We start from the raw sequence: 24,623 nt of genomic DNA, 5'->3' as shown, positions 1-24,623 counted from the left end.
CTCACAACACAATGCATTCGCATACCTTTACGAATTTCAAATTTTTCTACTTTTAATCCTGCTTTTTTGCAACATTTTATGACCACATCTCTTGTTGGCACCTGGACATCTCCATGTCCGCATATATTTGCCAACGGCATTTCCAATGTATTCATTAGCCATACCAATACTTTGTTGTCACTGGTCACATCTCTAAGAACCAACCTTCCATTTGGGCGAAGACATCTCTTCACACTGTCAAAAAATGCCTGTGGATCCGGATAATCTTTCTTGCACATTTCGTAAATACCAGCATGGCTACTTTCATATCTTCCTGCTGCTTTTGTAAATTCTTTAATTGACATTTTTTATATTCTTCATTTTTCATGCTTTTTTCTCCAATCACTGTACCTTTTCGCCTTGCATCCGCATTTCTTCATTCTTTTCATATAAGCATAAAACTGCTTATGCAATTCCCTCATTTCATCTGGTGCCTTCATAGCATGTTGATACATAAATTTATCTCCAAAACTGCTTTCAAATGTAACTGCCAGCATAATCGCTAAGAATCATTTCTCGCCTCTTACCCTAATGCCACATCTAGGATCATCATCAAACTAAATCCAAGTGCAAAGAAAAGCGTACCAATATTCGAGTGCTGTCCCTGCGACATTTCCGGAATTAGTTCTTCAACCACAACATATAACATGGCTCCTGCTGCAAAGCTCAGTAAATATGGTAATGCCGGGATTACCAGCTGTGCAGCAAGAATCGTCAGTACTGCTCCAATCGGTTCAACCACTCCTGAAAGTACACCTCCGAGAAATGCCTTTCCCTTGCTTTCGCCCTCTGCCCTAAGCGGCATGGATATAATCGCTCCTTCCGGAAAATTCTGAATGGCAATTCCAAGTGATAAAACGAGTGCACTTGTTGCTGTAATCTGTGCATTTTCAGCAAGAAATCCTGCATACATAACACCAACTGCCATACCTTCAGGGATATTATGTAACGTAACTGCCAACACCATCATCGTAGTACGGCCAAGTTTGCTTTTCGGTCCCTCTGCCTGATCACTTCCAACATGAAGATGTGGAATCAAATGATCGAGCGCTAGTAAAAACAAAATACCAATCCAGAACCCAACAACTGCCGGAACAAATGATAATCTTCCCATATTCTCAGATTGTTTAATTGCCGGAATCAGAAGACTCCAGATTGAAGCAGCAACCATTATACCTGCTGCAAACCCTGCAAGTGCACGTTGCACTGACTTGCTAAGTGTTTTTCTCATAAAAAACACACATGCTGCACCTAGTGTTGTTCCAACAAACGGAATCAGTATACCTTCAAAAATATTCATTAGCATTACATTTTCCTTCCTTGTATAATCGAAAAATTTTTCATATATATAGCAAAAATAATTCTCTTCAGCGGTATAGTAACAGTTCTATAGCTTGTTGATTATATTTTCGCTATAATCTTTCAAACCGTCTTTTTGTTAGTTTAAACTAACCACCGCATATATAAGAAACCGCGCAAAAAGTAAACTATAATTTTACACGGTTCTTCTTGTGTTTAAGTATATCACTTACGAAATCATATAACAATAGAATTCTTTCAACAATGTTTTAATTTTTTCTGAACAGTAACCTGGACAGTTTCAGCACAAAATTCCTTGGGTCATTTCATCAATCCTTCTCCCCTTCATTCGCTTCCTCCAGCATAACACTCTCCTGTACCTGTATGTCAGCATACTGGACGCGAAGAACTGCCTGAGGCCAGTTTATGCTGACCATTGCGTTTTTCTCTTTTTCCATGCCTGCTTTGCGGATTAGGTCAAGAAGCTCATTTAATACTTCTTTTGTCAGGTATCCACCCCGCCAGTGAAAAACAAGCACCTTTCCTTTCTTAGCAGCCTGCAAAGACCGCTTGTATACATCCTCCTGTTTGGTAAATGATAATTTCTTCTCTTTGTAGTAAAAATGATCATGATCATTGCAATGAGGCGCAGGCGCGATCAAGGGCTCATGATCGCGAAAGATCTGCTGATCATCCAGGTTGAAATAGTCATAGCGGATTTCCTTGTTTTCGCGATCTTTTCCCAGGCTGTTGTCAAAAGTGGCATCTAAATGATAATATGTGCCATTTATCTTCACAATATTCCAGGTGTGCCGGTATTTGATTCCTTTTTCCGGATTGTTACCGCAAATTGCGATCACACACCATACTCCCAGCGCATCCAGAAGAACCTTCACCGCTTTCGCAATGCCCTCGCATACCCCGACGCTCTGTCCAAGAGGACCTATGATCTCATGGGAATATGCTTTTTTCAGTTTGTCATAACGGACATTTTCGCAGATAAAATCGTGCACATATTTCTCTTTTTCCCACTCAGACATCTTCTGTGCCGGGCGGACAAGCTTCTCTACCCTGGCTGTCAGAGCCTTCTGATGCTCCCGGATCTTATTTTTCTCAAAAAGATATTCCGGTATGAAAATCAGGTTCGGCGAATCTTTGTAGTAACGATATTTAAAATTAGTTACCCAGAATATTTCCGGATGGTCCAGCCTCATCTGGAAAAAAATATTGTAAAGCTCCTCTCCGGAAAGTGCCGGAACCTGAATTTCATCCGATAGATTTTTCACCCCGACAAAAATGCTGTGATAAGTAGCCTGCTGGGGTTTGTTCATATGATTATAATAGTATTGTTCCATTTTTATCCTTTTAGCTTATCTGTCAGTTTCAGATATCCCTGCACAAGTAGATCTGTTACGATCAGCACAACGACTGACAAAATCAGACAATCTCTTACACTAAATTCGTAAAAAGCTGCAAAACCAGCAATCGTCCAATATACTCCAATATGCACTGCATACATTTTGGATATCTGCCTGGAATAATAGCACAGCTTATTGTAAACAAATTTCCATTTTTCTATAATCGGCATGAGAAAAAATGCCACTGCAAATACAAGGATAATGCTGCAGAAGGTTCCCACTACTTTCACAAGTCCGGGAGTTCGATACTGTTCGATCATATAATTAAAGAATCCGTCAACACCCGGATGCATTACGATGCAGATTACAAACCAGGCTGCCGCTACGATTCCGCATACCAGACCGCTCTTTTTGTAAAAAGCTCCTTTTTCATCCTCTGGTACTTTTCTGATTACTTTTGCAAAAACATATCCTAAAAATACATAACTCAGATATGGAAAAAAGCAGAAGCTTGTCTCACCTTTTCCCCCAAAGGTCATATCCAGAAGCCAGTTAAGTGCCTGATTATCAGAAACCAGCAGTTTGGTAAAAGGTGTTACGATTCCCACTATCAATGCACTTATTATGTAACCGCCAAGTTTTACATTAAATTTCCTGTACAAAGCAAGTACAAGGTAGCACATACCGGATATGAAAAAGATATTCACAAATGTAAGCATGGAATACCGACTTGCTTCAAATACTTCCCTGCTGCCTGCTACTTCTCCTGTAATAGAATTTCTAATGGCGTAGCTGACCGTCATGACTGCCGCATAGCACAAATTGCTTATGCCTTGGTAAATCAACAGTTTTATACCGTTTCTGACCATGTCCTTTGGCTGGGAATGACGTGTAAAAACACTTCCAAAACCCATGGTAAACAGATATAAGCAGGCTCCGGTAGGCATAAACAGGGCAAACATAATTTTATGTACACTTGACTCTGCCGCTGCTGCACCTGCAATTGTCTGAAAGGAATGTATAAATACAATCATGATCATCAGAAAGCCTTTTACCAGGTCAAGCTCTCTCTGGCGTCCAGTATTTACTTCTTTTTCTTTTAAAGAAAACATATTTCTTCCCCTTTTCCTTAATTTGTTCAAATATTATCTAAAAGTGCAATGTTTTTTGGATACTCCATATTAGAATATAAGTTCAGCTGCAGCTGCAATATCCTGTTATACTCATCACATCCAGGCTCAAGGACTCTTCTCTGCTCATACAAGTCGTGGTCTTCCTTGCTCATTTTCACATCAAAGCTTTCCTTTGTATGAAACTGGATTTCAATTCGGTAGTTGCGCGGATTTTTAAATTTGGTATTCACGCCATTGTATGGAAAACTGTCATTAGTCCAATAATTTTTTAATGCATAAATTTTCCAGTTTTTCTCAGACAAAGCCGTTATAACAGAACGGATCTGTTCTACATAATCTTCCGGATCCAGTATGATCGTATAACGGACTACATCCGCCAGCGAATCAAAGAAGGATTTCTCTACTCTCTGATAAAGCTTATTGTACAAGGATTTCGGTGATTTCACTCTGTACTCTAATCCTTCCAGTACGGCTTTGTTGGTTTTCGCGAACTCTACAAGGAATTTGGTTGTCTCGAATTCTGTGGATAAATAATCGGCATAAAACACTCTTTCCTCAGGAGAAAGCTTCTGAAACAGTTTCCTGTCCTCATCTGTCCATAATTCTTCGATTTCTTTGTTCAGATAGATTTTTTCAGCTGTTTCCGCAGACGGAAGGCGGTGAAGCTCTATGGAAGCAATAGAAAAAAGATCAAAACTGTGGTCTGACCGATTAGACAGACTACTGACAATTTTCCCGAAATTATCAATAATTAAATTTACCTTCCGCTCAATCAGTGTATAAGCCGAATCCGAACCGCCTGCTTCTATCACCAGCTTGCCATCTTTTACCTTAATACTTCTTACCACGTTTCTTTCAACAAATCCAACGATTTCTTCGGAATTATATTTGTCGAACTTGTCATAGCTCAAATCAATATTTGCATTTTTTAGTTCTGCCAGCTGGTTTCCAACAGCTAACACAGCTGCCAGTTCCTTCAGCCTGATAACATTTTGATTGTTCAACACCAAAGCTTCTTCTAACTGAACAGGTGCTGTACCATTTTCACCGATAAAGTGAAGCATACGGATTATGGCATATTTATGCAGATCTGATGGAAATTCAAATATATCGCCGTATTCTTCCAACAGGCATGCACTGAACAAAACATGATATTTACTCATAACCTGAAAGAACGTAAGCTCTTCTGTCTGCTTCTGAATTCCAAGCTTGTCCACATATCTATTCATAATTTCCTGATTTAAGCCAAATCCAATATGTGCAAATAGCGCTGCGGACAAAAGGCAGTAGCACTCATCTTCATTCAAATTTTCCAGTTTCTGCTTATCCATTATCATATCACAAAATTCTGCAATATCGATAAAATGCATTATAGAATAATCAGAAATATTAGGATATAACTTTTTATATTTTTCCAGCATTCTCTGGACAACTGTACAGTTATCCCGGTAGTTCCCATATAGTTTTTTTGATTTTGCTAATAAAATTTCCGAACATTTATTAACTATCATTTGGTTTATTCTCCAGTCTCTTTTCCCTGTTCTCCTCCGTTTGCCACTTTAATCAGGATAATGGCACAGAGTTATTCGTTTCTTATCCAGCTTAATTACCTCAAGATTACTTACCGTTTCAAAATAATCATTCATATTCCGAATATTCTTTTGTCATTTAAAATCATATCGAACCACAGCACAGTTTTTTACTCCAAATGCAGCATATTCCTCATTTGTCATATCCGTAAAATAGGACTGTACCACTCTGGCGATTCCATTATGGGCAACCAGGATGTAAGTCTTCTTATCGGACTCTGCTTTTATTTCATCAAGAAGATTATAAATCCTCTGTGCCAGCCGAAGTGTTGATTCTCCGCCTTCATGACTGCATGCAAAAAACTCCTTTGCTTTCTTGAAATCCTTCCCATCCCGGGGAGTGGACTCCCATTTTCCAAAATTCTGCTCAATCAGCCTTGGTTCCACCCTGTATGGAATTCCTGTCATTTCCGAAATCAACCTGGCAGTATCCGCTGCCCTGCTAAGCGGAGAGCAGAGGATTTCATCTGCCTTAACCCCCTCTGTAAGAATCTTCTGTCCCGTCTTCTTTGCCTGCTCGCGTCCATATTCTGTAAGCGGACTGTCTGTAGCCCCGCAAATTTTGTTCTCAACATTCCACACAGTCTGCCCGTGCCGGATGAAATAGAAATGTCCCATGGTGGGTTCCTCCCGTTATTTTCTTCTCATAATCCTGGTTATATTTCTCGGTAAGCGTCTTTACCTCTGCTTCTGTAAATCCAATATAAGGTGCAAAATTCCTAGAGCATGTTTAAAAAGGCTTTCTGCAAGATGTGCGTCACAATCGTCCAATAAAATAATGGGTTCGTCATTTTCATTAACAGTTTTTATTACAGCTGCAACTACTCTAACTGTTTTCATAAGTTCCTTGTTGAAACGTAAATATGCATCTTCTTTAGTAATTTCAGACATTTAATCCCATTTCATAACGTATATCAATTTAAGGTTCCAATATCCTCAACTTTAATATAGTTTAAGATAGTAGGCGCAGCATCCCATCCCCTTAAATAACTTATTTCAGAATTATACACACATTTTTCTATTTTTCCCTTTAGTTCTTCAATATCATTTACGCCAAATAATACCTCCATTTTTTTACAATATCTACGTGACTTCATTCTTTCCCATTCTAGCCCTTTATTTTCAACATAAATATAACATGTAGGAAACCAACAAGTGCCATACCAAATTCGCTCATTTTTAGGAAGATCATAGGCATTACAAACCTGATATAAAAATAAATCTGCTTCTGCAATTGCTTCTGCCGTATATATCGGAAATTTTTCTCTTTGACTGCAAATAATATTGCCAACTAAAGTATACTTATCTTTCATTTGAGACATTGGCTTATAATGTTCTTCAATGACAAAACTATGATGTCTAAATGTTGTATAATTAGTTTGTTTAATTTCTCCACCAAAAAGACTGTTCTCTAAAAAATATGTATATGTTAGCAATATATTTATTGCCTCATAGTCTTTAATATGACGTAAATAAGCAATAACACAGATGAACAATTCCCACAAAAGAATTTTATATACATCCAAATCATTCTTATTTGCAGAATATGCCTGTGGATTAAATGTTTTTACACAAGTTAATTTGTTATATAAGTACTCAAAAGATTCTGCAAGCGTCTCCGCATAATTGCTTTCGGTTTCGGCAATCGTTTCTACAAATTCCAAATATATATCACGTACTGTTTTTGTATTTAGGAAATTATTATATGCTTCTTCTGGTTTTACATTACAAATATAATAAGATTTTAAAACCTCAATATATGCTTCTTGAAATCTTGCTATGCAGCTCTTTCGTTTAATTGATGTATTACCTCCTCTGATTTGACGAATCAAATCTTTTACTGGAAAAAAATTAGTCTTTTCCTCATCCAACCATTCTGGTTTCTTTCCAAGAGGTGGTTTTACAAACTGAGGTTTTTCATATATATTTCGAAGAAGTTTCTCATATTCTTCCTCATATTTTTCCGGATTCGAAAGATCAATATATATTCTGGTTTTTATATAAGTTGGTACATATTCCTTTCCCTCTTCATCTCGCTCTGCAATAATTGGGATGAACTTTTCTTGTCTTGCATTTCCGTACACTTCACTGGAAATAATTACTGTTTCATCTCCTACACCTCCAGTACGGTCATTTGCTTTCTGTGCGTATGCTTTATCACAAATTATGAGTACTTTTGTAATACTCGAATCATTAACACACCTTTCCATAAATTCATATTTATCATTTCCCTCTTTCAAATCCCATTTGTCAAGGACGACATCTACCCCATGGAAAACCAATCTGTTCGCAAGCTCAAGTACAAGTGCATCACTACTCCATGAATATGATATAAATATTTTGGGAATTTTATCAATCTGCAATGTCAGCACCTCCAAATTTAACCTTCATCATTATCACAAATAATCACATCAAATATTGCCTCTTCCACTGTTTTAACACACTCATCCGTATATTTCTTTATATCTTCTCCCCAAAATCGGATAACAGTCCATCCTTCATAGTTTAACTTTTTATTTATCTCGTCGTCTCGCTCCATGTTACGTGATATTTTCTTAATCCAGAATTCACTGTTATTACTATTCTTTAATTTCAATTCTAACTTTTCCCAATCTTTTCCATGGAAAAATTCTCCATCGCAGAATATCGCAATCTTATATTTTGTCAACGCAATATCTGGACTTCCAGGTAATTTTTTGTAATTTTTCCGATACCGATAACCTTTATTCCATAAGGCTTTTCTTAATATAACTTCTATCCTGGTATCTTTTCCGCGAATATTTTTCATATTCTTATGCCGCTGTTCTTTTGTTAAAACATCAGTCACAAAATCACCTCAACAATCAGCTTTCAATTAACTTCGCCAATTTTTCTATTTCATTCATTTCCTGCCGGACATTTATACTCATTAAAGATTTAACATCAATGAGAATTCCCTGTATTTTCTGATATTCTTCTGAATTATCCTTCCAATTACTTATTGCTTCTCCTATTTTAAGCATCTGGGAATTATCTGGACATTTCCTTTTCAACGAATCAAAAGGCATAAGAAATGCATTATACACCCTCATGTTATCTCCATGTTTTTTCTTAAATTTTTTCTCAGTAGCTACATACTCCCCATATGTAATCTGTTTATTAATTGATGTTGATTCAGGAAGATCCCTGGTATTTCCAGTTACTCCGTATTTATAATACTTTGCATCAAGAATGTACACATTTGTTCCACTTATCATAATCGTATCTGGTTCAAGAGAAGCATTTTCATGTTTCGTCTTATCAATCCACCATGAAGTCTTCGGAAAATAATCAGCTTTATTTTCTATACCGAATACTTTATCAATCATTTTTTCCCAGACATATTCAAAGCGATAAGTTCCGTATCTATAAGTCTTGTCAGAATTTCTATCTCCCTCAAAATCAATAATTGCCAACATATGTCTAAACAATATGCGATTTTTATCATTATATGTATTTGCAAGCTTTTCTTTAAGAACCGAACGGAAGATTCTGTCCCGCTTTATAATTCGTGGTTTTTCTGGCATTATTCTGGTAAAAAGCCATCCCATTTGTTCAAAACTCTCATACACACAATACTCATGTATTAATGTAATCAGTTCATTTTCTTTAACACGATCGTTCTTTGTTACAAAATCCAGATAAAATACATCTGTACCCTGTACATAAGACTTCTGAGTTTTTATTGTTCTGTTCCAATTTATTTTTCCTTTTTTAGCAACTTTATATGAAACTTCCTGTTCTTTATAATAACCTCTTGCAAAAAAATCTTTTATAAGATATAAATATGACTGCAACGGAAATTCCATTTCATCAAAAGCATTTCCTTGTCTAAGAACATCTGATTCCTTTCGCTTTGTATTAGCCGAAAGTGTTGTAAATAGTAACATAATGTCCTTGCGAAGTTCATTGTCGTCTTCAGATATATGATAACCTATCGGAAAGTTGATACTAATATCGCCATCACTACATCTCAATCCAACAAATGTATCCTTTTCACAATTAGAATTCACTCTGCACTTGCTTCTTATATCAACTTTCCTCAAAAAATCACCACCTACTTTTCATCATTTTCTATATTTCGCTGCTTCATTTTTAAAAGCATCTTCTCATAGACTTCTGTTCTCAATACAGATTCCAATTTATCAGCTTCACTTGTTTCATACTTACTAACCACATCCTCCAGAGATTTACAGCTCTCATTAAATATTACTGTCGGATCCATTCTAAAAGCATTATCCCATAGATGTTTAAGCACTTTTTCAGAGAACTTATCTGCATCCAATTCTTTTTTCTTTGCAAAATATATTCCCAAACACTTATCTGCAGAGCTTACCATGTCAGTATTACTATCAATAATCATATCGTTAATTACAGTAGCAAAGGTCCCCCAACTTACTTTTGTACCATCAATCATATCTTTTGAATGTTCAGATTTTTCAAAATTATTCTCTATCTGTCTTGTACTCCATCTTCGCAAGAACGCAGTATCCAGTGTAAACACATTCTGATCAGCCGTATTCATTGTTGCCAGAATGTTCATATTGGAAGGAATCCTTACCGGGTGATTTTCATCCCCATATACCTCTTTTGCAACATCATAATTTGAAATTCCATATTCACTCTCCCCAACTTCTTCTGCAGGAAATTCATCCTCATCTTTTCGATCCAGTAACTGAAATATCTCTCCAAATATTGCAGGTGCATTGCCACGATTTAATTCTTCTATAACAAGATAATAATGATTACTGGGATCTTCTTGTGCTTTCTTTAACATTCTGGTAAATGGTCCTGGTGTAAACACATATTTTAACTTCTCATTGCCGTCTTTATCTTTTTCCACTCTCGGCAATATCTGCCCCACAAAATCTGAGTATGTATAATCGGGATGAAAAACAACCCTTTCCATCATTTTTTCATCATTACAATATTTTGTTTTTATTTCATGGCTTTTACCAGATCCTGGGACTCCATACAAAAGTATATTTTCTGCTCCTGTTTTTCTCTCGCCTAAAACTTCTTTTTCTTCTTTTATCGCATTCTCATCTGAAATATAAATACCATATGAATTCTGTTCAAGACATCTGTATATATTCAAAGCCTTTTGTAATTCTGTAGAGTATGATTCATTTATTCCAGCAGCTTTAACTATATCCAATGATTTGAATGCCTTTTGAATAATGTTTTTTCCGTACTTTATTCCGAAAATATGGATAGAAGCCACTTGCATTTTATTTTCTGCATTACTATACATTTCTTTAAGAATGTTTCCTAATTCCGAGATTGTAAAATTTCTATTTTCAACTTTGGAATCTTTAATTTTAATATATTTCTTTATATCAACTTTCGTATTAGTCGGTAATTTGTAAAATTTGTTGTTTAGCACAGAAAGATGATACTCTCCATTATTTTCATCAGCTGCTCTTATTCCAATACAATCATAACTCAACCTCTCTTTATGTTTCAAGATCACCAGAAAGTCTCCGGTGTGTAACAACTTTCTAAACTTAACAAAATCCACATCATCACTAGTAATCAATGAAAGTTGTACTTGATCTGCCTGTTCTTTTCTCCTACTTCTTACCACGCTTGCACAAACACAACTTTTTTTATTTTCGTCAAAAATGATTCCGCTTTTCTCATCAGCCTCTAAATATGAAATATTGTCCTGGTAAATGTAAAGTGGGATCTGTGTTATAAAATATTTTTTTAACTGTTCATCTTTTTCACTATAATCGCAGTTAAAATAACCATCAGCCATGAGATACGGGAACATATTCATCTGTTCTCCAGATATTGCTATGTGTGTCTGATTAGTTGTTCTCCCCTCATCCAGGGTATTAGACGCTTCCAGTCTTTTTACCAGTATTCCATCATATTCGTTTGCAGAACACTGTGGAATTATATTCTTTATTACTCTTATTGCTTCTACAAAATTCATCAAGCATTACCGCCTTTCATATAGCCTTTTATCACTTGTGCTATTGCCCTTCCCAAAAGTGGCGGAACAGAATTTCCTATCTGCATATATGTCTTCGTATATGCCCCTCTGAAAAAATAATCATCAGGATAAGACTGTACTCTTGCCGCTTCTCTTGGCGTTAATCCTCTTGCCTGGGTAGGATGTATATACATATTGCAGTCAAATTTCATATGCGCAGTTATCGTTTTACAAACCTTATCATTTTCCAGTTTAAAATATTTATCCTTAAAAATTCCATTTCTTCTGGCATAAGGCATGATATCTGCTATTTTAGGGTCATCTGAACGATCTCCCGGTTCCATTCGTCCAAAAATTTCAATATCCCTGTCATTGTTGTATCTGGCCTTATGATTTGAAACCACATCAATTACTCTGCCTTGATTAATATAAGAAATATAATCATTTGTTTCAGTACAATAATTCTTTTCTATTTTGTATCCACTTTCTATCGAGCCGCTTTCTGTAGAGTTTTTCACTCTTGAAGCTTCCAATTTCCTAAGTCCAAATAAAGCATCACCCAGATTATATTCCGGTATCTTTTCGCTAAGTTCAAATATCTCATTGAAGATTTTCTCATTATCAATTCCAAGACAATTACCTATATATATTAGTCTTTCACGATTTTGAGGCACTCCGAAATTCTTTGCATTTAGTATATGGCACTCTACAGAGTACCCGATTGCACGGAAATCATCTTTTACCTGTTCTGCTACAGATTGCATCCCTTTGACATTTTCCATGACAAAAAATTTAGGCTGAACTTTTTTTACTGCTTCAACATAACTTTTATAAAGATGATTTCTCGGATCGTCTATCAGCCTCTGTCTGTTAGCCATACTAAATCCCTGGCAAGGTGGTCCACCAATAACAATGTCAGCACTTCTTCCATCCAGCAATTCATCAAGCTCGTTTACCACATCTTTTATGTTTCCCAATATAATATGGTCTCTGGGTGTCTCCGGATGGTTATGTGCATATGTATCCACACAACAATCCTGGATATCATTTGCCAAGGTAGTAACAAATCCTTCCTGTGTAAATCCTAACGACAACCCACCTGCTCCGCAAAACAAATCTATCATCTTTAGTGAATCATCATTAACATTTTTTCTGGCGTTCTCAATATAAGTATTACAATATTTGCTTACAGGACATTCATAACACTGCTGTACATTTTCATTACATATAACGGATAATCTTCTGAATGCAGTCATAACTTCTGCATCGTTCTTTACCTCGTCCTTATATAATCTGGCCCTTGCATTAAGGAAGTCCTCTTTTACAGTTTTCGTTACTCTTTCAATACAAATTTCTATATTTTCCTGCTCTTTACTATCAAGTCCTGCTTTTACAAACGCAGTAAACTCACATTTATCGTTTTTGTATTCCATATCAGTCTACCCACTCTCCAAGATTTATAAATGTACTCTTTACCGATTGGGCAACAGCTCTTGACACATTAACTGTAACTGCATTCCCAAATTGCTTATACGCCTGGCTGTCAGACACTGGAATCACAAAAGAATCTTCAAATCCCTGCAATCTTGCACACTCGCGCGGCGTAAGTCTTCTTATCTTTCCCTTTTGTGTGACATAATTATCCTGACATGCTCTGTGCATCTTCGCCATAGTTGCACATAAAGGTCTTGCAATCTCAAGATCTATTTCTGATTTTGCTTTATATCCACCAGTTCCATTAGATAATATTGTGGGTAATATTCTATCTGACAAAAAATACTTATTATCAACTTCCGGCTCTAATAAATCCTGTAAAGTTTTTTTAAGTTTTTCTTTTTGCGGAAATATGAATTTTGCATTCTGGTTGTCAAAACACACTATGTAAGTTCTATTTCTTGTCTGTGGTATTCCATAGTCGGCTGAATTTAATATATCACAAAACACATTATATCCGAGCACGTCTTGTAATACTCTGTGTATTTCTTTATATGTTTTTCCATTATTATGAGTCCGTAAAGAGCGGACATTTTCAAGAATAATCGCTTTCGGCTTCTTTCCTCTTTTAATTTTATCATCCACTATTTCTGCTATTCTAAAAAACAAGGTTCCTCTTGTGTCCTCAAAACCTTTTTGTTGTCCCATCATACTAAAGGGCTGGCAGGGAAATCCCCCTATAAGAATATCACAGTCTGGTATAATTTCTAATGGAATTTCATTTATATCTCCTAAAACAATATGATCACCAAAATTAGCCTTATATGTCTGTACCGCGTACTTATCAAAATCATTTGCCCAGACAATATTATAACCGGTATCTGCAAAACCTTTATCAAGTCCTCCAAGTCCGCTGAAGAGTGATACAACATTCATCTATTCTTCCTCCCCAAGCTTATTATTTTTTATGTACTCTCTGATCCATAACCCAATTTCTACAGAAGCAGTTTTTCCTTCTTTACGCAATAATGTCATAAATTCATCTTTTACTGTCGGTTCAATTGATATTTCTATTTTTGCAGTTTTTATTCTTCCTGCAGGTCTTCCGCAATTATTTTTCTTTATATTCGTCATTAAAATTTCCTCCATTTAATATAGGTATTATATAATGTTTTTATCAGGGTGTAAATAGATTCTTTTATATAATTTTCTGTATACACTTTTCATCTTGTTTGCTATAATATATACAAAATTAAAGAAGGGAATATATGCACATGTATAAATTAATTATTGATCTATTAAATAATTTTCTAAATTATATACATATTCCAGATACTCCACTTAATCCAGATGTTTTCCAGGGTGTATTTGTGAAGAAGCTTTCCAATCAGAATATTATAAAAGAGAAACGAAGAATCAGCGCCAATAATACTATTCTAAAAGTCAACCAGACACATATAGATGTCACAGGAGAACAGGCGAAATTATTTTTCTTTGAAGGTCTGAGTAATACTACAACTCCTCCTCAGAGTATTGACATAGATTTATATGATAATAATTTGAGCTATCTTTGTGCTATCAACAATCCTTTAAGCCGTCTCTCTTCAGATGGAAACACATATTTTTTTCGCCATTCAATTGATGTGCCACCTTATCTATCAAATTGGGATTTAACCCTTCACAGTTCTGCATACAAAAAATACGGACACAAGGGCACGCAAGTTCAGATTAATATACCAGATTCGAAAGAATCCTTTACTTTACTCCAAAGATATGCCTTCCAGGACGATGCTCTTGTCATGCTGAGATATGATTATTTGCGCTACCTTGCCATACTCATCCCCTCAGAGTTGTGCAATCACCTATATTCTATTACTGACACACATGGTTCTCATAATATAAACTTTGCAGTACTAAATCCTTCATATAATTCAGCATTAGCAATTCAATTACAACATCAAATCATTTCAAAAGATGTCATGTATGACGATGCTAAAACAATTGCATTGCAAAATACCCTTAATAATACCCCGAATGCTGGAACAGATATTGAAAGAATTGTAAAAACACGCGTTTCACAAGGCTCCTTTCGAAGACTACTTCTTCTTGAACGTCATCACTGCAACCTTTGCAATATTTCCACAACATCGGTATTACGTGCAAGTCACATTAAAGAATGGTCTGAATCTTCCAGAGAAGAACGTATAGATGCAAATAACGGTTTACTTTTATGTGCTAATCATGATGCTTTATTTGACCGCCACCTAATATCATTTAATCCTGATACTGGAAATATATGTATCTCAGAATCAATTGACAATGAACAGCGAAAAGCACTAAGTATTTCAGAATCAACACAGCTTTCTATGGGTGAACGCATGAAATCATATATGCGTATACACTATAAAAAAATTATAGATAAAGAAAATCAATAGTTTCATTATTGCGAGATGTAACCACATACATCTCGCAATATTAATTTGTTTACAACACTCCCTGCTTCCACATTTCTTCCGCCACACACACATATTCCTTACTATTCTCCAAAATCCCTATTTTCTCTTCCCATGTAAGATTTCTCTTAATCTTCGCAGGACTTCCCATTACCAGGGAACCTTCTGGGATGATGGTGTTTTTGGTGACGAGGCTTCCGGCTCCGATGATGCAGTCGCTACCAATTTTTGCGCCGTCAAGAATTATGGCACCCATTCCAATTAAAGTGCGGTCGCCGATTGTGCAGCTATGGATTACAGCATTGTGGCCGATTGTGACATTATTCCAAATATAGACTGGCAGGCCTCGGCTGACGTGGACTGTGCAGTTTTCCTGGATGTTGGTTTCCTCGCCGATTGCGATTGGCGCGTCATCTCCGCGGATTACGCTGTAGTATAGCACGCAGCTGTCGCGACCGATTGTTACATCACCGATGATTACGGACTGCTTCGCAATTTTTGCCGTTTTATCTATTTTTACATTCTTATAGTTCATTTGTTGTTCCCCGATCTGATGATATTTTATGGAATGAATATCAATCTATTTTCATTAATAGTAACATACAAAAAAGAGATTGTATATTCTTTCATTAATATACAACCTCTCAATTTCAATTCACAAGTTACTATTCGCTCTTGATCAGCAGCACGCTTCGCAAAGCATAGAAGTTCATTCACATGATTCTGCGCCGAAATTCTCGTTTTTACTGTGAACTTTATTCACCTAAAACGCTTCTCAGAACGTTAACAATAAGCAGTAACTTACTTGTTTCTTTTTCCCTTACCTAAACAATATCCCTGCTACTTTCTCCAGTTCCCGTCGTTCTTCCACATCATCATAGGACTTCTCCCTGTCGTCTAGTCCTTTCACCACATTTATTGAAAAAAGCCCGTCTTTGTTACAGTAGAAGAAAATTCTCTTCACACCGTTGATTTTAAACCTAGCTTCAGCATTTCCTTCTGGGTAGAGTTTAACCATTTGCATGCGGTCTGAGGATGCAGCTGCGATAAAGGAAATGTAATGTTTTTTCGTCATATCATGATCAATGCAGACGAAGTATTCGGCTTCTACTTTTTCGATAAAAATTTTATGATTCTCGTCAGTTTCTTCTGGGACCGCGGGCGCCAACTGCACGCCGTGGCAATGTATGACAGCTTCGCCCATGGTATGGATCACATTGCCGCATACAGGGTAGACGTAAAATTTTGAGCGGAGCATGTTGGCTGACACATTTGCATTACTCACGGTACTGCCAGAGATCAGTTCTGTGACAGATATGGAAAAAGCGTCTGCAATTGGCTCCAGCAGCGTAATATCCGGATAGCCTTTTCCAGTTTCCCATTTGGAAATTGTTTTGTCTGTGACTCCCAGCTTATCAGCAAGCTGTAATTGTGTCATTTTGTTTCTTTCACGTAATTCTTTAATTATGGTTCTTGTAACATATTGGTTCATAATATCTACCTCCATGTGCAGATTCTATAACAAATTTGACTTTTTGAGTACCTACGCAAAGTAGAGTTTCCTACGCTGATAAACTTCTTTCTTATAATTATTGATTTTTTATGTTCATAAAAATTAACAAAAGCACGCTGTTTTGTCAATTTTTATTTACTTTATAAGCTTAACATTTTTATTTACTTTATAAGCAAAACTTTCTCCTCAACCAGATTTTTTATATTTGATTAAGGAGACTAATTTTCGTTTATAGGCAACGCCAAACTTATTTTTCTTCCAAAAACTTTTCTATTTTATCCCAATATACTTCCATCGTCTCATCCCCGCCACAATATATCTCATGCTTCGTCCCGGGCATGTAGACATATTCACAGGGAGCTGCACCGCGCTTTCTGATTTTCGCTGCGAATTTCTGAAGTGCGCGGACGGATACGAAATCGTCTTTTTCGGCCTGAAAAATAAGGAGTGGGGACTGGAGCATCTTCCAGCCGTGGTATCTTAAATACCAGCTCATTTTTATGGAGGCTTTCAGCCAGCCATAGGATGGTGCACAGGTCTGGAGAAACTGTTTTTCTTTTCTCAGGTCGTTGTACCTTATAAATTTAGGTTCAGAGGTGCCGGCGCTGGTTTGGAAGGTGTCGGTTCCGTCGTAAGGTTTCTGGCCTAAGACATAGGACTCTTCCTTTCCCCAAAAGCATTCTGCATGGGCGATCAGTACGGTCAACGGCCAGGGCACACCTCCGGTGAGCGGTTTGATCATAGGCGAGCTTAATATCACTTTATGAAAAAGAGCGGGTTCCCAGGCTGCGGCGATTGCGCCGATTGCACCGCCCATGGAGTGGGAAAAAAGGTTCAGGGGCAACTCCGGGTATGCCCTTTTGATTTCGTGGCATACTTTCAAAAAATCCCTTACATACCGCTTCCAGATATCAATATGTACCAATGAGGGATCTGCTGCCAGACGGTAGCTTTGACCGTGTCCCATATGTTCTGGCATGTATACGTGATAGCCAGCCTGTAAAAAATAGTAAATCAGCTCCTCATATTTTGGTGCGCCTTCTGTGAAACCATGACTGATCACCGCCACCCCCACAGGATTCTCTGCCAGATAACGCTTCACATGGATTTTTCCCGTAATTCCATTTTTCCCATGGTAAATGTCTTCTGCTCCGGGAATGTAGCCCTCCCGGCAATGGACCTTTAAATAAGGTTCCACCTCATTTTTCATAGTATCTAAATATTTGTTTTCTTGTATTATTTTCATTCCAAAACTCCTTTTACAAGCAGCTTATAAAATCATAAAAAACAATCATCACGATTCACAAATTCCTGATAACACAACTCATTCAAAAGTATCTAAAAAAAAGATATACTGCGACATGTGTGTTACAATTTACGAGAGGCTTAATACTTTATTACTATCCCCCCAATAATCCCATTAATCTTCTTCTCATTATAAAACACCAGAATAATTCCGCCCACCATACAAAACACCGCTGCGCCAAAGGCTGCGATTCTATAACCAGTTCCCTCTCCTGCTCCAATCGTAGAAACAGCAGTAAAGATCAGCATGGAAAGACTCTGGCCCAGTTTGAATGCAAAGGTTCTTGCCGCATAAAACATTCCTTCCCTGTTGCTTCCGGATGTGATGGAATCACTCTGGGCGATATCTGCCACAACCGCCTGGGGCAAAATTCCGAAAATCGCCATCGGCAGCGCTGCCACCACCGTCAGGATCAATCCCTGTACGGTTTCCGGAATAAAGCTCATTTTTCCCATAAATCCTGTATAGAAATAAGCCAAACTGAATACAGCAAATGCAAATAGAATCATCTTTTTCTTACCCAGTTTCGGGGTAAGCTTATTTACCGGAATGTAAAATACCAAAGACAATGCTGTCATCCCCACAAAATACAGGGTTGTCATCGTCTCCGGCAGCTTCAGAAGGCTGGTCACAAAGAAAGGCAGACCTGTCTGAAACATGGTAAGGGCGATCCAGTAAAAAATATCGGAGCCCACAAATTTACAAAATTCTCCATTCTTAAACGTAGCAGTCAGGGAGCGAAAAGCAGACTCTTTTGCTGGAACTGTGTCCACGTAATCCTTTTCCCGAATGCAAAATACCGGTATCAGCATGCAGATAAATGCCACCACTGCCATCAGCGTGAAGGTGACACGGATGGCGCCAACACGTCCAAATGCCGGGATAAATGCACCCCAAATAGTTGGTGCCAGGTATGCAACTGCAGTTCCTGCAATGAATGTAAAGGAAATCACCGTAGAAATGTTAAGCCGCTCCTGCTGAGTATGTCCCAGCTCCGGAATCAAGGCATTATACGGTGTGCAATAAGCTGTAATGGAAAGGTAATAGGCCAGAACCATCACCAGCAAAAACGCTGCATTGAGCCAGCTTTTCTCATTAATCGGGGACCAGAACACCAGCACTGTGGAAAGTGCCAGAGGCAAGGACGCCCATTTCAGGAATGGAATTCGCCGTCCATCTTTGGCTGTACACCGGTCCGACCAGGACGCGATCATAGGATCTGTAAAAGCATCAAAAATTCTCCCGAAGGCTGTGATTCCTCCGATAATAGTGAAAATGCCAAGCACCACCAGTCCCTGTGGAATAAATACGTTCTGCCCCTGGCTGATGGCGGTTTCATCTGGCTGATAAAAATACACAAGCCAGTTTGAAATGATTCCGGACAACATTGCCCATCCAAACTGACCTGCTGCAAACTGCCATATTTTTGCTGTTGTAAGTTTCTTCATCACGTACTTACCTCCTGCTTCTTTATATAATGATAGTATCATTTTTGTGCCCGCTTCACAATATACGAATCATTACTATTGCACAATTTTCACAGAATTTATTACTGTTTTATAGGTAATAATTTACTTGCAAGTGTTTGAAAAAGGCTTTCTGCAAGATGTGCGTCACAATTTGTGGAAGATTTTATCCGGATGAGGGCGCCATAGCGGGCAGCAACCGAATTCGGGTAGAATATACCGCAAAGTGGGCGTGCAGATTGCGGATTTTATTCAGCATTCCACAGCCACTTTAATTACGCCATCTCTCTTATTTTCAAAGAGCTCATACGCTTCCTCAATTCTGCAGAGCAGATAGGTATGTGTGAGCACAGGCTTAGGCTTCTCCATTCACTGTCTGCCATCCGGAACTTTCATGGTAAATATAAAAGCAAGTGAACTAAGCAGCAGCATATAAGGATACAGCAGCATTGGAAGTATATCAAATGCACTGACCACTTCTCCTAAACTGGCTGCAGCAGAAACAGCAACCAGCATTTGCGCTCCGTATGGTAAAATCCCCTGAAAAATACAGGAAAATGTATCCAGGATAGAAGCAGCTTTTCTGGCGCTGATACCGTAATCCTTTGACATTTCTTTTGCAATCGGGTTCGCCATAACGATCGCAACTGTATTATTGGCAGTTGCAATATCCATTAGCCCAACTAACAGTCCCATTCCCAGGAGCCCGCCTTTTTTTCCTTTAAACACTTTCTTTATCCAGTATAATAAAGCGGAAAATCCACCATACTCCTTGATCAGGGCACAAATTGCAGCTACCAGAATCGCAACCATACTGGTTTCAAACATCCCTGCAGCACCAGTTCCCATATTTCCGATCAGGTCTGTTGGTGCTATCATTCCTGTTGCAATCATAATAACTGAGCCACTTAGAATACCTGTAATCAGTACGAAAAATACATTAAATCCGATGATACCACCTATAAGAACCAGAATATAGGGAACGGTCTGTATTAAATCGTATTTTTCTTCGATAAATCCACCATTATAATTTTTCACAGACAAAACCAGCAGAATAACAATGCTGGCAATGGCAGCCGGCAGTGCAATAAAGAAATTTTCCTTAAATTTATCTTTCATTTCACAGCCTTGTCCATTACATGCGGCAATGGTTGTGTCTGATATAAATGACAGATTATCTCCAAACATGGCGCCGCTCATGACAGAACCAATACAAACCGGCAGTGCAAATCCGGATACCCTTGCTACTGCAACTCCAATTGGAACGATCAGTGTAATTGTTCCTACAGAGGTACCCATTGCAAGAGAAACAAAACAGCTGACCACAAAAAGCACAACAACTGCAAACTGAGGCGGAACCAGTGACAAAATAAAATATGCAACACTGTTTGCGGATGTTCTTCCGACTATACCTACAAAAATACCTGACAGCATAAAAATTATGATCATTGTAATAATGTTAGGATCACTGATTCCCATCCCCATAACTTCCAGCTTATCATTCAATTTAAGCTCGCAGTTCTGTATACAGGCAACAAGTAATGCAACCAGAAATATTACAACAACGGGAATTTTATAAAATCCCATCTCGATATCCAGGCCATACTCAAATAATATGCCAAGCCCCAGATACAAAACAACAAACACTACTATAGGAAGCAGTGCTTTTCCATTTCTTTTTTCATTTTTCCTCATCCTACACTTTTCTCCTTCTTAGTTATAGTACTAATAGTATCATTTTTGTGTCCGCTTCACAATAGCAAGTCAACTGGATATTTTATATAAAAAGATCCCGGCAGGCTTCTGCTTCTGAGCGCTCAAACTCAAAAGTATGAAACCTGCCGGGAAGTTTTATTTTCATCAACCAAAAAAACTATAGCTTACTGATAATCCGTCTCTTATATTCCAAAAATTCTTCTGACAATGCAAAATCCGCTGCCCTGGGTTTTCTCTCCTGGATCACGATCTCATCTTTGATGGTTCCCGGAGTTCCGTTCAGAATGTAAATCCGGTCGGACAAAAGAATGGCCTCATCAATATCATGGGTGATAAACAAGGTAGACAGATCAATATGCTGCATAACTTCCAGATACCATTTATGCACGCTGGCCTTTGTCAATGTATCCAGTGCACTGAAAGGCTCATCCAGAAGGGCAACTCCGCTGGAACTTAAATAGGTTCGAAGCAAAGCCGCACGCTGACGCATACCACCGGACAGCTGGCTTGGATACTGATACTGGGTGCCTTCCAGACCAAATTCTGCAAAAAGCGGATTGGCCTTTTCCCTGGCTTCTGCTTTCTTCACGCCTTTCAGTACAAGGGGAAGTGCTACATTGTCGATCACTTTCTTGTGGGGAAGGAGAAGATCCTTCTGCAGCATGTAACTGATGCTTCCAGGTGTGGAAGTCACATCCTGATCTTTCAGATAGACCTTTCCTTCATCAGGTGGGATAATACCGGAAAGCACATTGAACAATGTGGTCTTTCCGGAACCGCTGACTCCCAGAAGGGAAACCAGTTCCCCCTGCTCCAGATAAATGGAAATGTCCTCCAAAACCTTTTTTTCACCGTATGTTTTTGAAATATGTTCTGCTCGTAAAATTACTTTATTTTGTTCTGATGACATATTCGTTCCTTATACACAGCGCTACTTCCATAACCAGTTCCATTTTCCGCAAAAATTGGGGTAAATTTTCCTAGCAGAATAGCTCTATGCGTTAATTTCTTTCTCTTTCATTCCTTACTGTGGAAGATACTCGTTAGAAAATCCGACTCCAGTAAGATCCTTGTCGCAAAGCTGGTTCTCATACAGCCATTTGTAGAATGCATTCCATCTGTCTGCATCAATTACGCCCCAGCTTTCTGCATCGTCAATGTATTTTGTGGAAAGGAATTCCTGGCTCTTCTTTACAAGATCTTCAGCATCCTTCAGAGAGCCTGTATTATCGCCGTCAATGAGGATCTGTGCTGCCTCATCCGGATTCTCTGCTGCAAACTCATATCCCTTTGCAGTTGCTTCCATAAATGCTTTCGCCTGATCCGGATTCTCAGCAAGATAGTCGTTATTTGCAATGATAACCGGTGTGTAGTAGTCAAATACAGGATTGATATCAGAGAATGCAAAATAGTCGCAGTCTACACCTTCTACGTCAGCATTGATTCCGCCCCAGCCCTGGAATACCCAGATGGCATCCGTCTGATTGGCAGCAAGTGCTGCTGGCTCATCTGTAATATCATTAGGGATCAGGGTAACCTGACTGAAATCTCCGCCGTCGCCGTTTACAACATTTTCCAGCATAGCAAGCTCGATTGGGGAATCCCATGTGGAATAGGTTTTTCCGGTAAGTCCGGCTGGTTTATCAATTCCGTCACCTTTTCGGGAAAGGATTCCGGAGGTGTTGTGCTGAATGATTCCTGCAACCGCTGTGATTCCAAGAGGCTCGTCAAGTGCAAGGGAAGCAGCCATGGTATCCTGGGCCTCGATCGCAAACTGAGCCTGACCTGCTGCGCACATAAGGGCTGCACCATTTTCCGGTGGCTGAACGATTTCCACATCAAGACCAGCTTCTTCGTAGTAGCCTTTTGCCTGTGCTACATAAAGTCCGGTGTGGTTGGTATTCGGTGTCCAGTCCAGGCAGAATGTGATTTTCTCCTGTGCACCATCTTCTGCATATACACCTGTAGGAACTGCAAGCACCATAGCTGCCGCTGCAACTGGTGCGATTACTTTTTTCAGATTCTTATTCATGATTTTTCTCCTTTTCTACCTGCAGCCATGGCATTGTGATCCGGCTGACAATATTTACTGCCAGAAGAAGTAAAAGGCTGATGATCACAATGAAGATAATGACTGCAAACATTTTATCAAAAGAATATGCTTTTTTTACACGGGTCATATAAACACCAAGTCCGTTAAATCCACCTAGCCACTCAGAAACAACTGCTCCTACAACTGCATAGGAAGCAGATATTTTCAGCCCGGAAAAAAACTGGGGCAAAGCACCTGGAAATTTCACATGGTGGAAAATCTGTGCCCGGCTGGCTCCCATGGCCTTCATCAGACGAATGGCATCCGGATCCACACTTTTATATCCATCCAGCAGTCCGATTGTAATTGGGAAAAAAGTGGTGATCACAACCAGAGTGATCTTCGGTGCCATTCCAAATCCCATCCAAAGCACCAGAATTGGCGCAATGGCAATGGTCGGTATGGTCTGCGTAATGATCATGATCGGATAAAATGCCTGATCCATTACACGGAACCGATCCATCATAGTTGCAAACACAAATGCCAGCGCGATTCCAATGAGAAGTCCGTAAAAGGATTCCAGCAAAGTGAATTTCGCATGGAAAAGTATGGTTGGCAGATCGACAAACAGGGCTGTCAGCACTGCTACCGGAGAGGGAAGCATGTAGGAGGGAACAATTCCCGAAATGCTTACCACTTCCCAGCCAAGCAGAATCACGGCCATGGCTGCAATTGGAGGTATCTTACTGGTGATGTTTGGTAACTTTCTTTTCAATGGTAAGTACATCCCCTTCTGGTTTGTATGCAATTTTAACATATACGCTCATAGCCTTGCAGCCTGCGCGCTCAGCTACATGCTGACACTCTTTTACAATGTCCATCAGCTGGTCATAATCACCTTCAATGGTGGTCTCAAATGGTCCTACATAATAGTTCAGACCAGTAGATCTGATGTAGGCGATCACCTCGTCTACAATGCGGATAACTTCCTCTTCATCCTGTACATTTGGCAGTACCTGAATTGCTACACTTGCGTTCATTTTCTTTTCCTCCTATTTTCTGTCCCATAAACAGGACTTTGCGTTAAAAATCGAATAAGAACCATTCTTGAAACTGTGACGGAACTGAACAGGCTCTGTCAGTCAGTATGAAAAAAAGAGCACCTGCCATCCAGACAAATGCTCCTAATTACATCGTTAAACACTTCCTACACTGGCATGATCCAACAGGTTAAAAGGGTCTAAGGACTACCTTACTCTCAGCTTCTCAATTGAAACTCCCCTGGTCGTTATTCAGATTTCGTTGCTTATTATAATACACCTTTCT

At 38.6% G+C, this 24,623-nt stretch carries 25 protein-coding genes, 1 pseudogene and 1 riboswitch; of the genes and pseudogenes, 1 reads left to right on the top strand and 25 read right to left on the bottom strand.

Going from position 1 to position 24,623, the window contains the following annotated elements:
• The 14 genes from I2D69_RS15455 to I2D69_RS15390 all read right to left on the bottom strand — a co-directional run.
• Positions 1–344: class I SAM-dependent methyltransferase (locus I2D69_RS15455; protein WP_243243839.1), on the bottom strand; the 344-nt coding region annotated here is incomplete at its 3' end.
• Between the two features lie 218 nt (positions 345–562).
• On the bottom strand, positions 563–1,345 hold the full coding sequence (locus I2D69_RS15450) for a ZIP family metal transporter (RefSeq protein ID WP_195380191.1): 783 nt from the start codon (positions 1,343–1,345) through the stop codon (positions 563–565).
• Positions 1,346–1,667: 322 nt separating this feature from the next.
• Positions 1,668–2,693 carry a transglutaminase domain-containing protein gene (locus tag I2D69_RS15445; RefSeq protein WP_195380190.1) on the bottom strand — a complete coding sequence of 342 codons (1,026 nt, stop codon included), beginning with the start codon at positions 2,691–2,693 and terminating at the stop codon, positions 1,668–1,670.
• A 2-nt stretch (positions 2,694–2,695) separates the two neighbouring features.
• Positions 2,696–3,808 (bottom strand): heparan-alpha-glucosaminide N-acetyltransferase domain-containing protein, encoded by a 1,113-nt coding sequence (locus I2D69_RS15440; RefSeq protein ID WP_118582554.1) that lies wholly within the window; start codon positions 3,806–3,808, stop codon positions 2,696–2,698.
• 26 nt (positions 3,809–3,834) lie between these two features.
• A complete protein-coding gene (locus I2D69_RS15435; protein WP_195380189.1) occupies positions 3,835–5,340 on the bottom strand; it encodes a hypothetical protein in 1,506 nt (501 codons plus the stop codon).
• A 153-nt stretch (positions 5,341–5,493) separates the two neighbouring features.
• Positions 5,494–6,036 (bottom strand): histidine phosphatase family protein, encoded by a 543-nt coding sequence (locus I2D69_RS15430; RefSeq protein ID WP_195380188.1) that lies wholly within the window; start codon positions 6,034–6,036, stop codon positions 5,494–5,496.
• A gap of 60 nt (positions 6,037–6,096) precedes the next feature.
• Entirely contained in the window at positions 6,097–6,309 is a 213-nt protein-coding gene (locus tag I2D69_RS15425) for a hypothetical protein (RefSeq protein WP_173735510.1), read from the bottom strand.
• A 23-nt stretch (positions 6,310–6,332) separates the two neighbouring features.
• The gene (locus I2D69_RS15420; RefSeq protein ID WP_202031460.1) at positions 6,333–7,781 is read right to left on the bottom strand and encodes a toll/interleukin-1 receptor domain-containing protein; all 1,449 of its coding nucleotides are present in this window, start codon (positions 7,779–7,781) and stop codon (positions 6,333–6,335) included.
• Positions 7,782–7,798: 17 nt separating this feature from the next.
• Positions 7,799–8,245 (bottom strand): very short patch repair endonuclease, encoded by a 447-nt coding sequence (locus I2D69_RS15415; RefSeq protein WP_173715610.1) that lies wholly within the window; start codon positions 8,243–8,245, stop codon positions 7,799–7,801.
• Between the two features lie 16 nt (positions 8,246–8,261).
• Complete coding sequence (locus I2D69_RS15410; RefSeq protein WP_173771611.1) at positions 8,262–9,482, bottom strand: LlaJI family restriction endonuclease; 1,221 nt, start codon at positions 9,480–9,482, stop codon at positions 8,262–8,264.
• Positions 9,483–9,493: 11 nt separating this feature from the next.
• A complete protein-coding gene (locus I2D69_RS20260) occupies positions 9,494–11,377 on the bottom strand; it encodes an AAA family ATPase (RefSeq protein ID WP_226815681.1) in 1,884 nt (627 codons plus the stop codon).
• On the bottom strand, positions 11,377–12,810 hold the full coding sequence (locus tag I2D69_RS15400; protein ID WP_173715612.1) for a DNA cytosine methyltransferase: 1,434 nt from the start codon (positions 12,808–12,810) through the stop codon (positions 11,377–11,379). Before I2D69_RS15400 ends, I2D69_RS20260 begins: the two co-directional genes overlap by 1 nt.
• A 1-nt stretch (position 12,811) precedes the next feature.
• A complete protein-coding gene (gene dcm / locus I2D69_RS15395; protein ID WP_173715613.1) occupies positions 12,812–13,747 on the bottom strand; it encodes a DNA (cytosine-5-)-methyltransferase in 936 nt (311 codons plus the stop codon).
• Positions 13,748–13,945 (bottom strand): antitoxin, encoded by a 198-nt coding sequence (locus I2D69_RS15390; protein ID WP_173715614.1) that lies wholly within the window; start codon positions 13,943–13,945, stop codon positions 13,748–13,750.
• 140 nt (positions 13,946–14,085) lie between these two features.
• Between I2D69_RS15390 and I2D69_RS15385 the strand changes: the two genes are divergently transcribed.
• Positions 14,086–15,246 carry an HNH endonuclease signature motif containing protein gene (locus I2D69_RS15385; RefSeq protein ID WP_195380187.1) on the top strand — a complete coding sequence of 387 codons (1,161 nt, stop codon included), beginning with the start codon at positions 14,086–14,088 and terminating at the stop codon, positions 15,244–15,246.
• A gap of 49 nt (positions 15,247–15,295) precedes the next feature.
• On the opposite strand, the gene I2D69_RS15380 is transcribed toward I2D69_RS15385, so the two are convergent.
• The 11 genes and pseudogenes from I2D69_RS15380 to I2D69_RS15335 form a co-directional block, all read right to left on the bottom strand.
• The gene (locus tag I2D69_RS15380; protein WP_195380186.1) at positions 15,296–15,799 is read right to left on the bottom strand and encodes a gamma carbonic anhydrase family protein; all 504 of its coding nucleotides are present in this window, start codon (positions 15,797–15,799) and stop codon (positions 15,296–15,298) included.
• Positions 15,800–16,084: 285 nt separating this feature from the next.
• Positions 16,085–16,756: a helix-turn-helix domain-containing protein gene (locus tag I2D69_RS15375; RefSeq protein ID WP_173735505.1), complete on the bottom strand. Its 672-nt coding sequence runs from the start codon at positions 16,754–16,756 to the stop codon at positions 16,085–16,087.
• Between the two features lie 268 nt (positions 16,757–17,024).
• A complete protein-coding gene (locus tag I2D69_RS15370; RefSeq protein ID WP_173718408.1) occupies positions 17,025–18,023 on the bottom strand; it encodes an alpha/beta hydrolase in 999 nt (332 codons plus the stop codon).
• Between the two features lie 140 nt (positions 18,024–18,163).
• Positions 18,164–19,531 (bottom strand): MFS transporter, encoded by a 1,368-nt coding sequence (locus I2D69_RS15365; protein WP_173735504.1) that lies wholly within the window; start codon positions 19,529–19,531, stop codon positions 18,164–18,166.
• A gap of 101 nt (positions 19,532–19,632) precedes the next feature.
• Positions 19,633–19,719 carry a DUF6783 domain-containing protein gene (locus I2D69_RS21200; RefSeq protein WP_308768476.1) on the bottom strand — a complete coding sequence of 29 codons (87 nt, stop codon included), beginning with the start codon at positions 19,717–19,719 and terminating at the stop codon, positions 19,633–19,635.
• An 82-nt stretch (positions 19,720–19,801) separates the two neighbouring features.
• Positions 19,802–19,906 (bottom strand): annotated as a pseudogene (locus I2D69_RS15360) (alcohol dehydrogenase); the annotation flags it as partial.
• Positions 19,907–19,918: 12 nt separating this feature from the next.
• Positions 19,919–21,244 carry a Na+/H+ antiporter NhaC family protein gene (locus tag I2D69_RS15355; RefSeq protein ID WP_195380185.1) on the bottom strand — a complete coding sequence of 442 codons (1,326 nt, stop codon included), beginning with the start codon at positions 21,242–21,244 and terminating at the stop codon, positions 19,919–19,921.
• A 178-nt stretch (positions 21,245–21,422) separates the two neighbouring features.
• On the bottom strand, positions 21,423–22,175 hold the full coding sequence (locus I2D69_RS15350) for an ABC transporter ATP-binding protein (protein ID WP_118583868.1): 753 nt from the start codon (positions 22,173–22,175) through the stop codon (positions 21,423–21,425).
• 114 nt (positions 22,176–22,289) lie between these two features.
• The gene (locus I2D69_RS15345; RefSeq protein ID WP_187566396.1) at positions 22,290–23,297 is read right to left on the bottom strand and encodes an ABC transporter substrate-binding protein; all 1,008 of its coding nucleotides are present in this window, start codon (positions 23,295–23,297) and stop codon (positions 22,290–22,292) included.
• Complete coding sequence (locus I2D69_RS15340; RefSeq protein WP_195380184.1) at positions 23,290–24,072, bottom strand: ABC transporter permease; 783 nt, start codon at positions 24,070–24,072, stop codon at positions 23,290–23,292. Before I2D69_RS15340 ends, I2D69_RS15345 begins: the two co-directional genes overlap by 8 nt.
• A complete protein-coding gene (locus I2D69_RS15335; RefSeq protein WP_118583864.1) occupies positions 24,041–24,337 on the bottom strand; it encodes a thiamine-binding protein in 297 nt (98 codons plus the stop codon). Before I2D69_RS15335 ends, I2D69_RS15340 begins: the two co-directional genes overlap by 32 nt.
• A gap of 146 nt (positions 24,338–24,483) precedes the next feature.
• Positions 24,484–24,590: riboswitch (TPP riboswitch) on the bottom strand.
• Between the last annotated feature and the right edge of the window lie 33 nt (positions 24,591–24,623).

The organism is Ruminococcus sp. D54t1_190329_F1, assembly GCF_015551645.1.
Lineage (GTDB): Bacteria > Bacillota > Clostridia > Lachnospirales > Lachnospiraceae > Blautia_A > Blautia_A faecis.
This window is presented reverse-complemented; position numbering and strand designations above follow the sequence as displayed.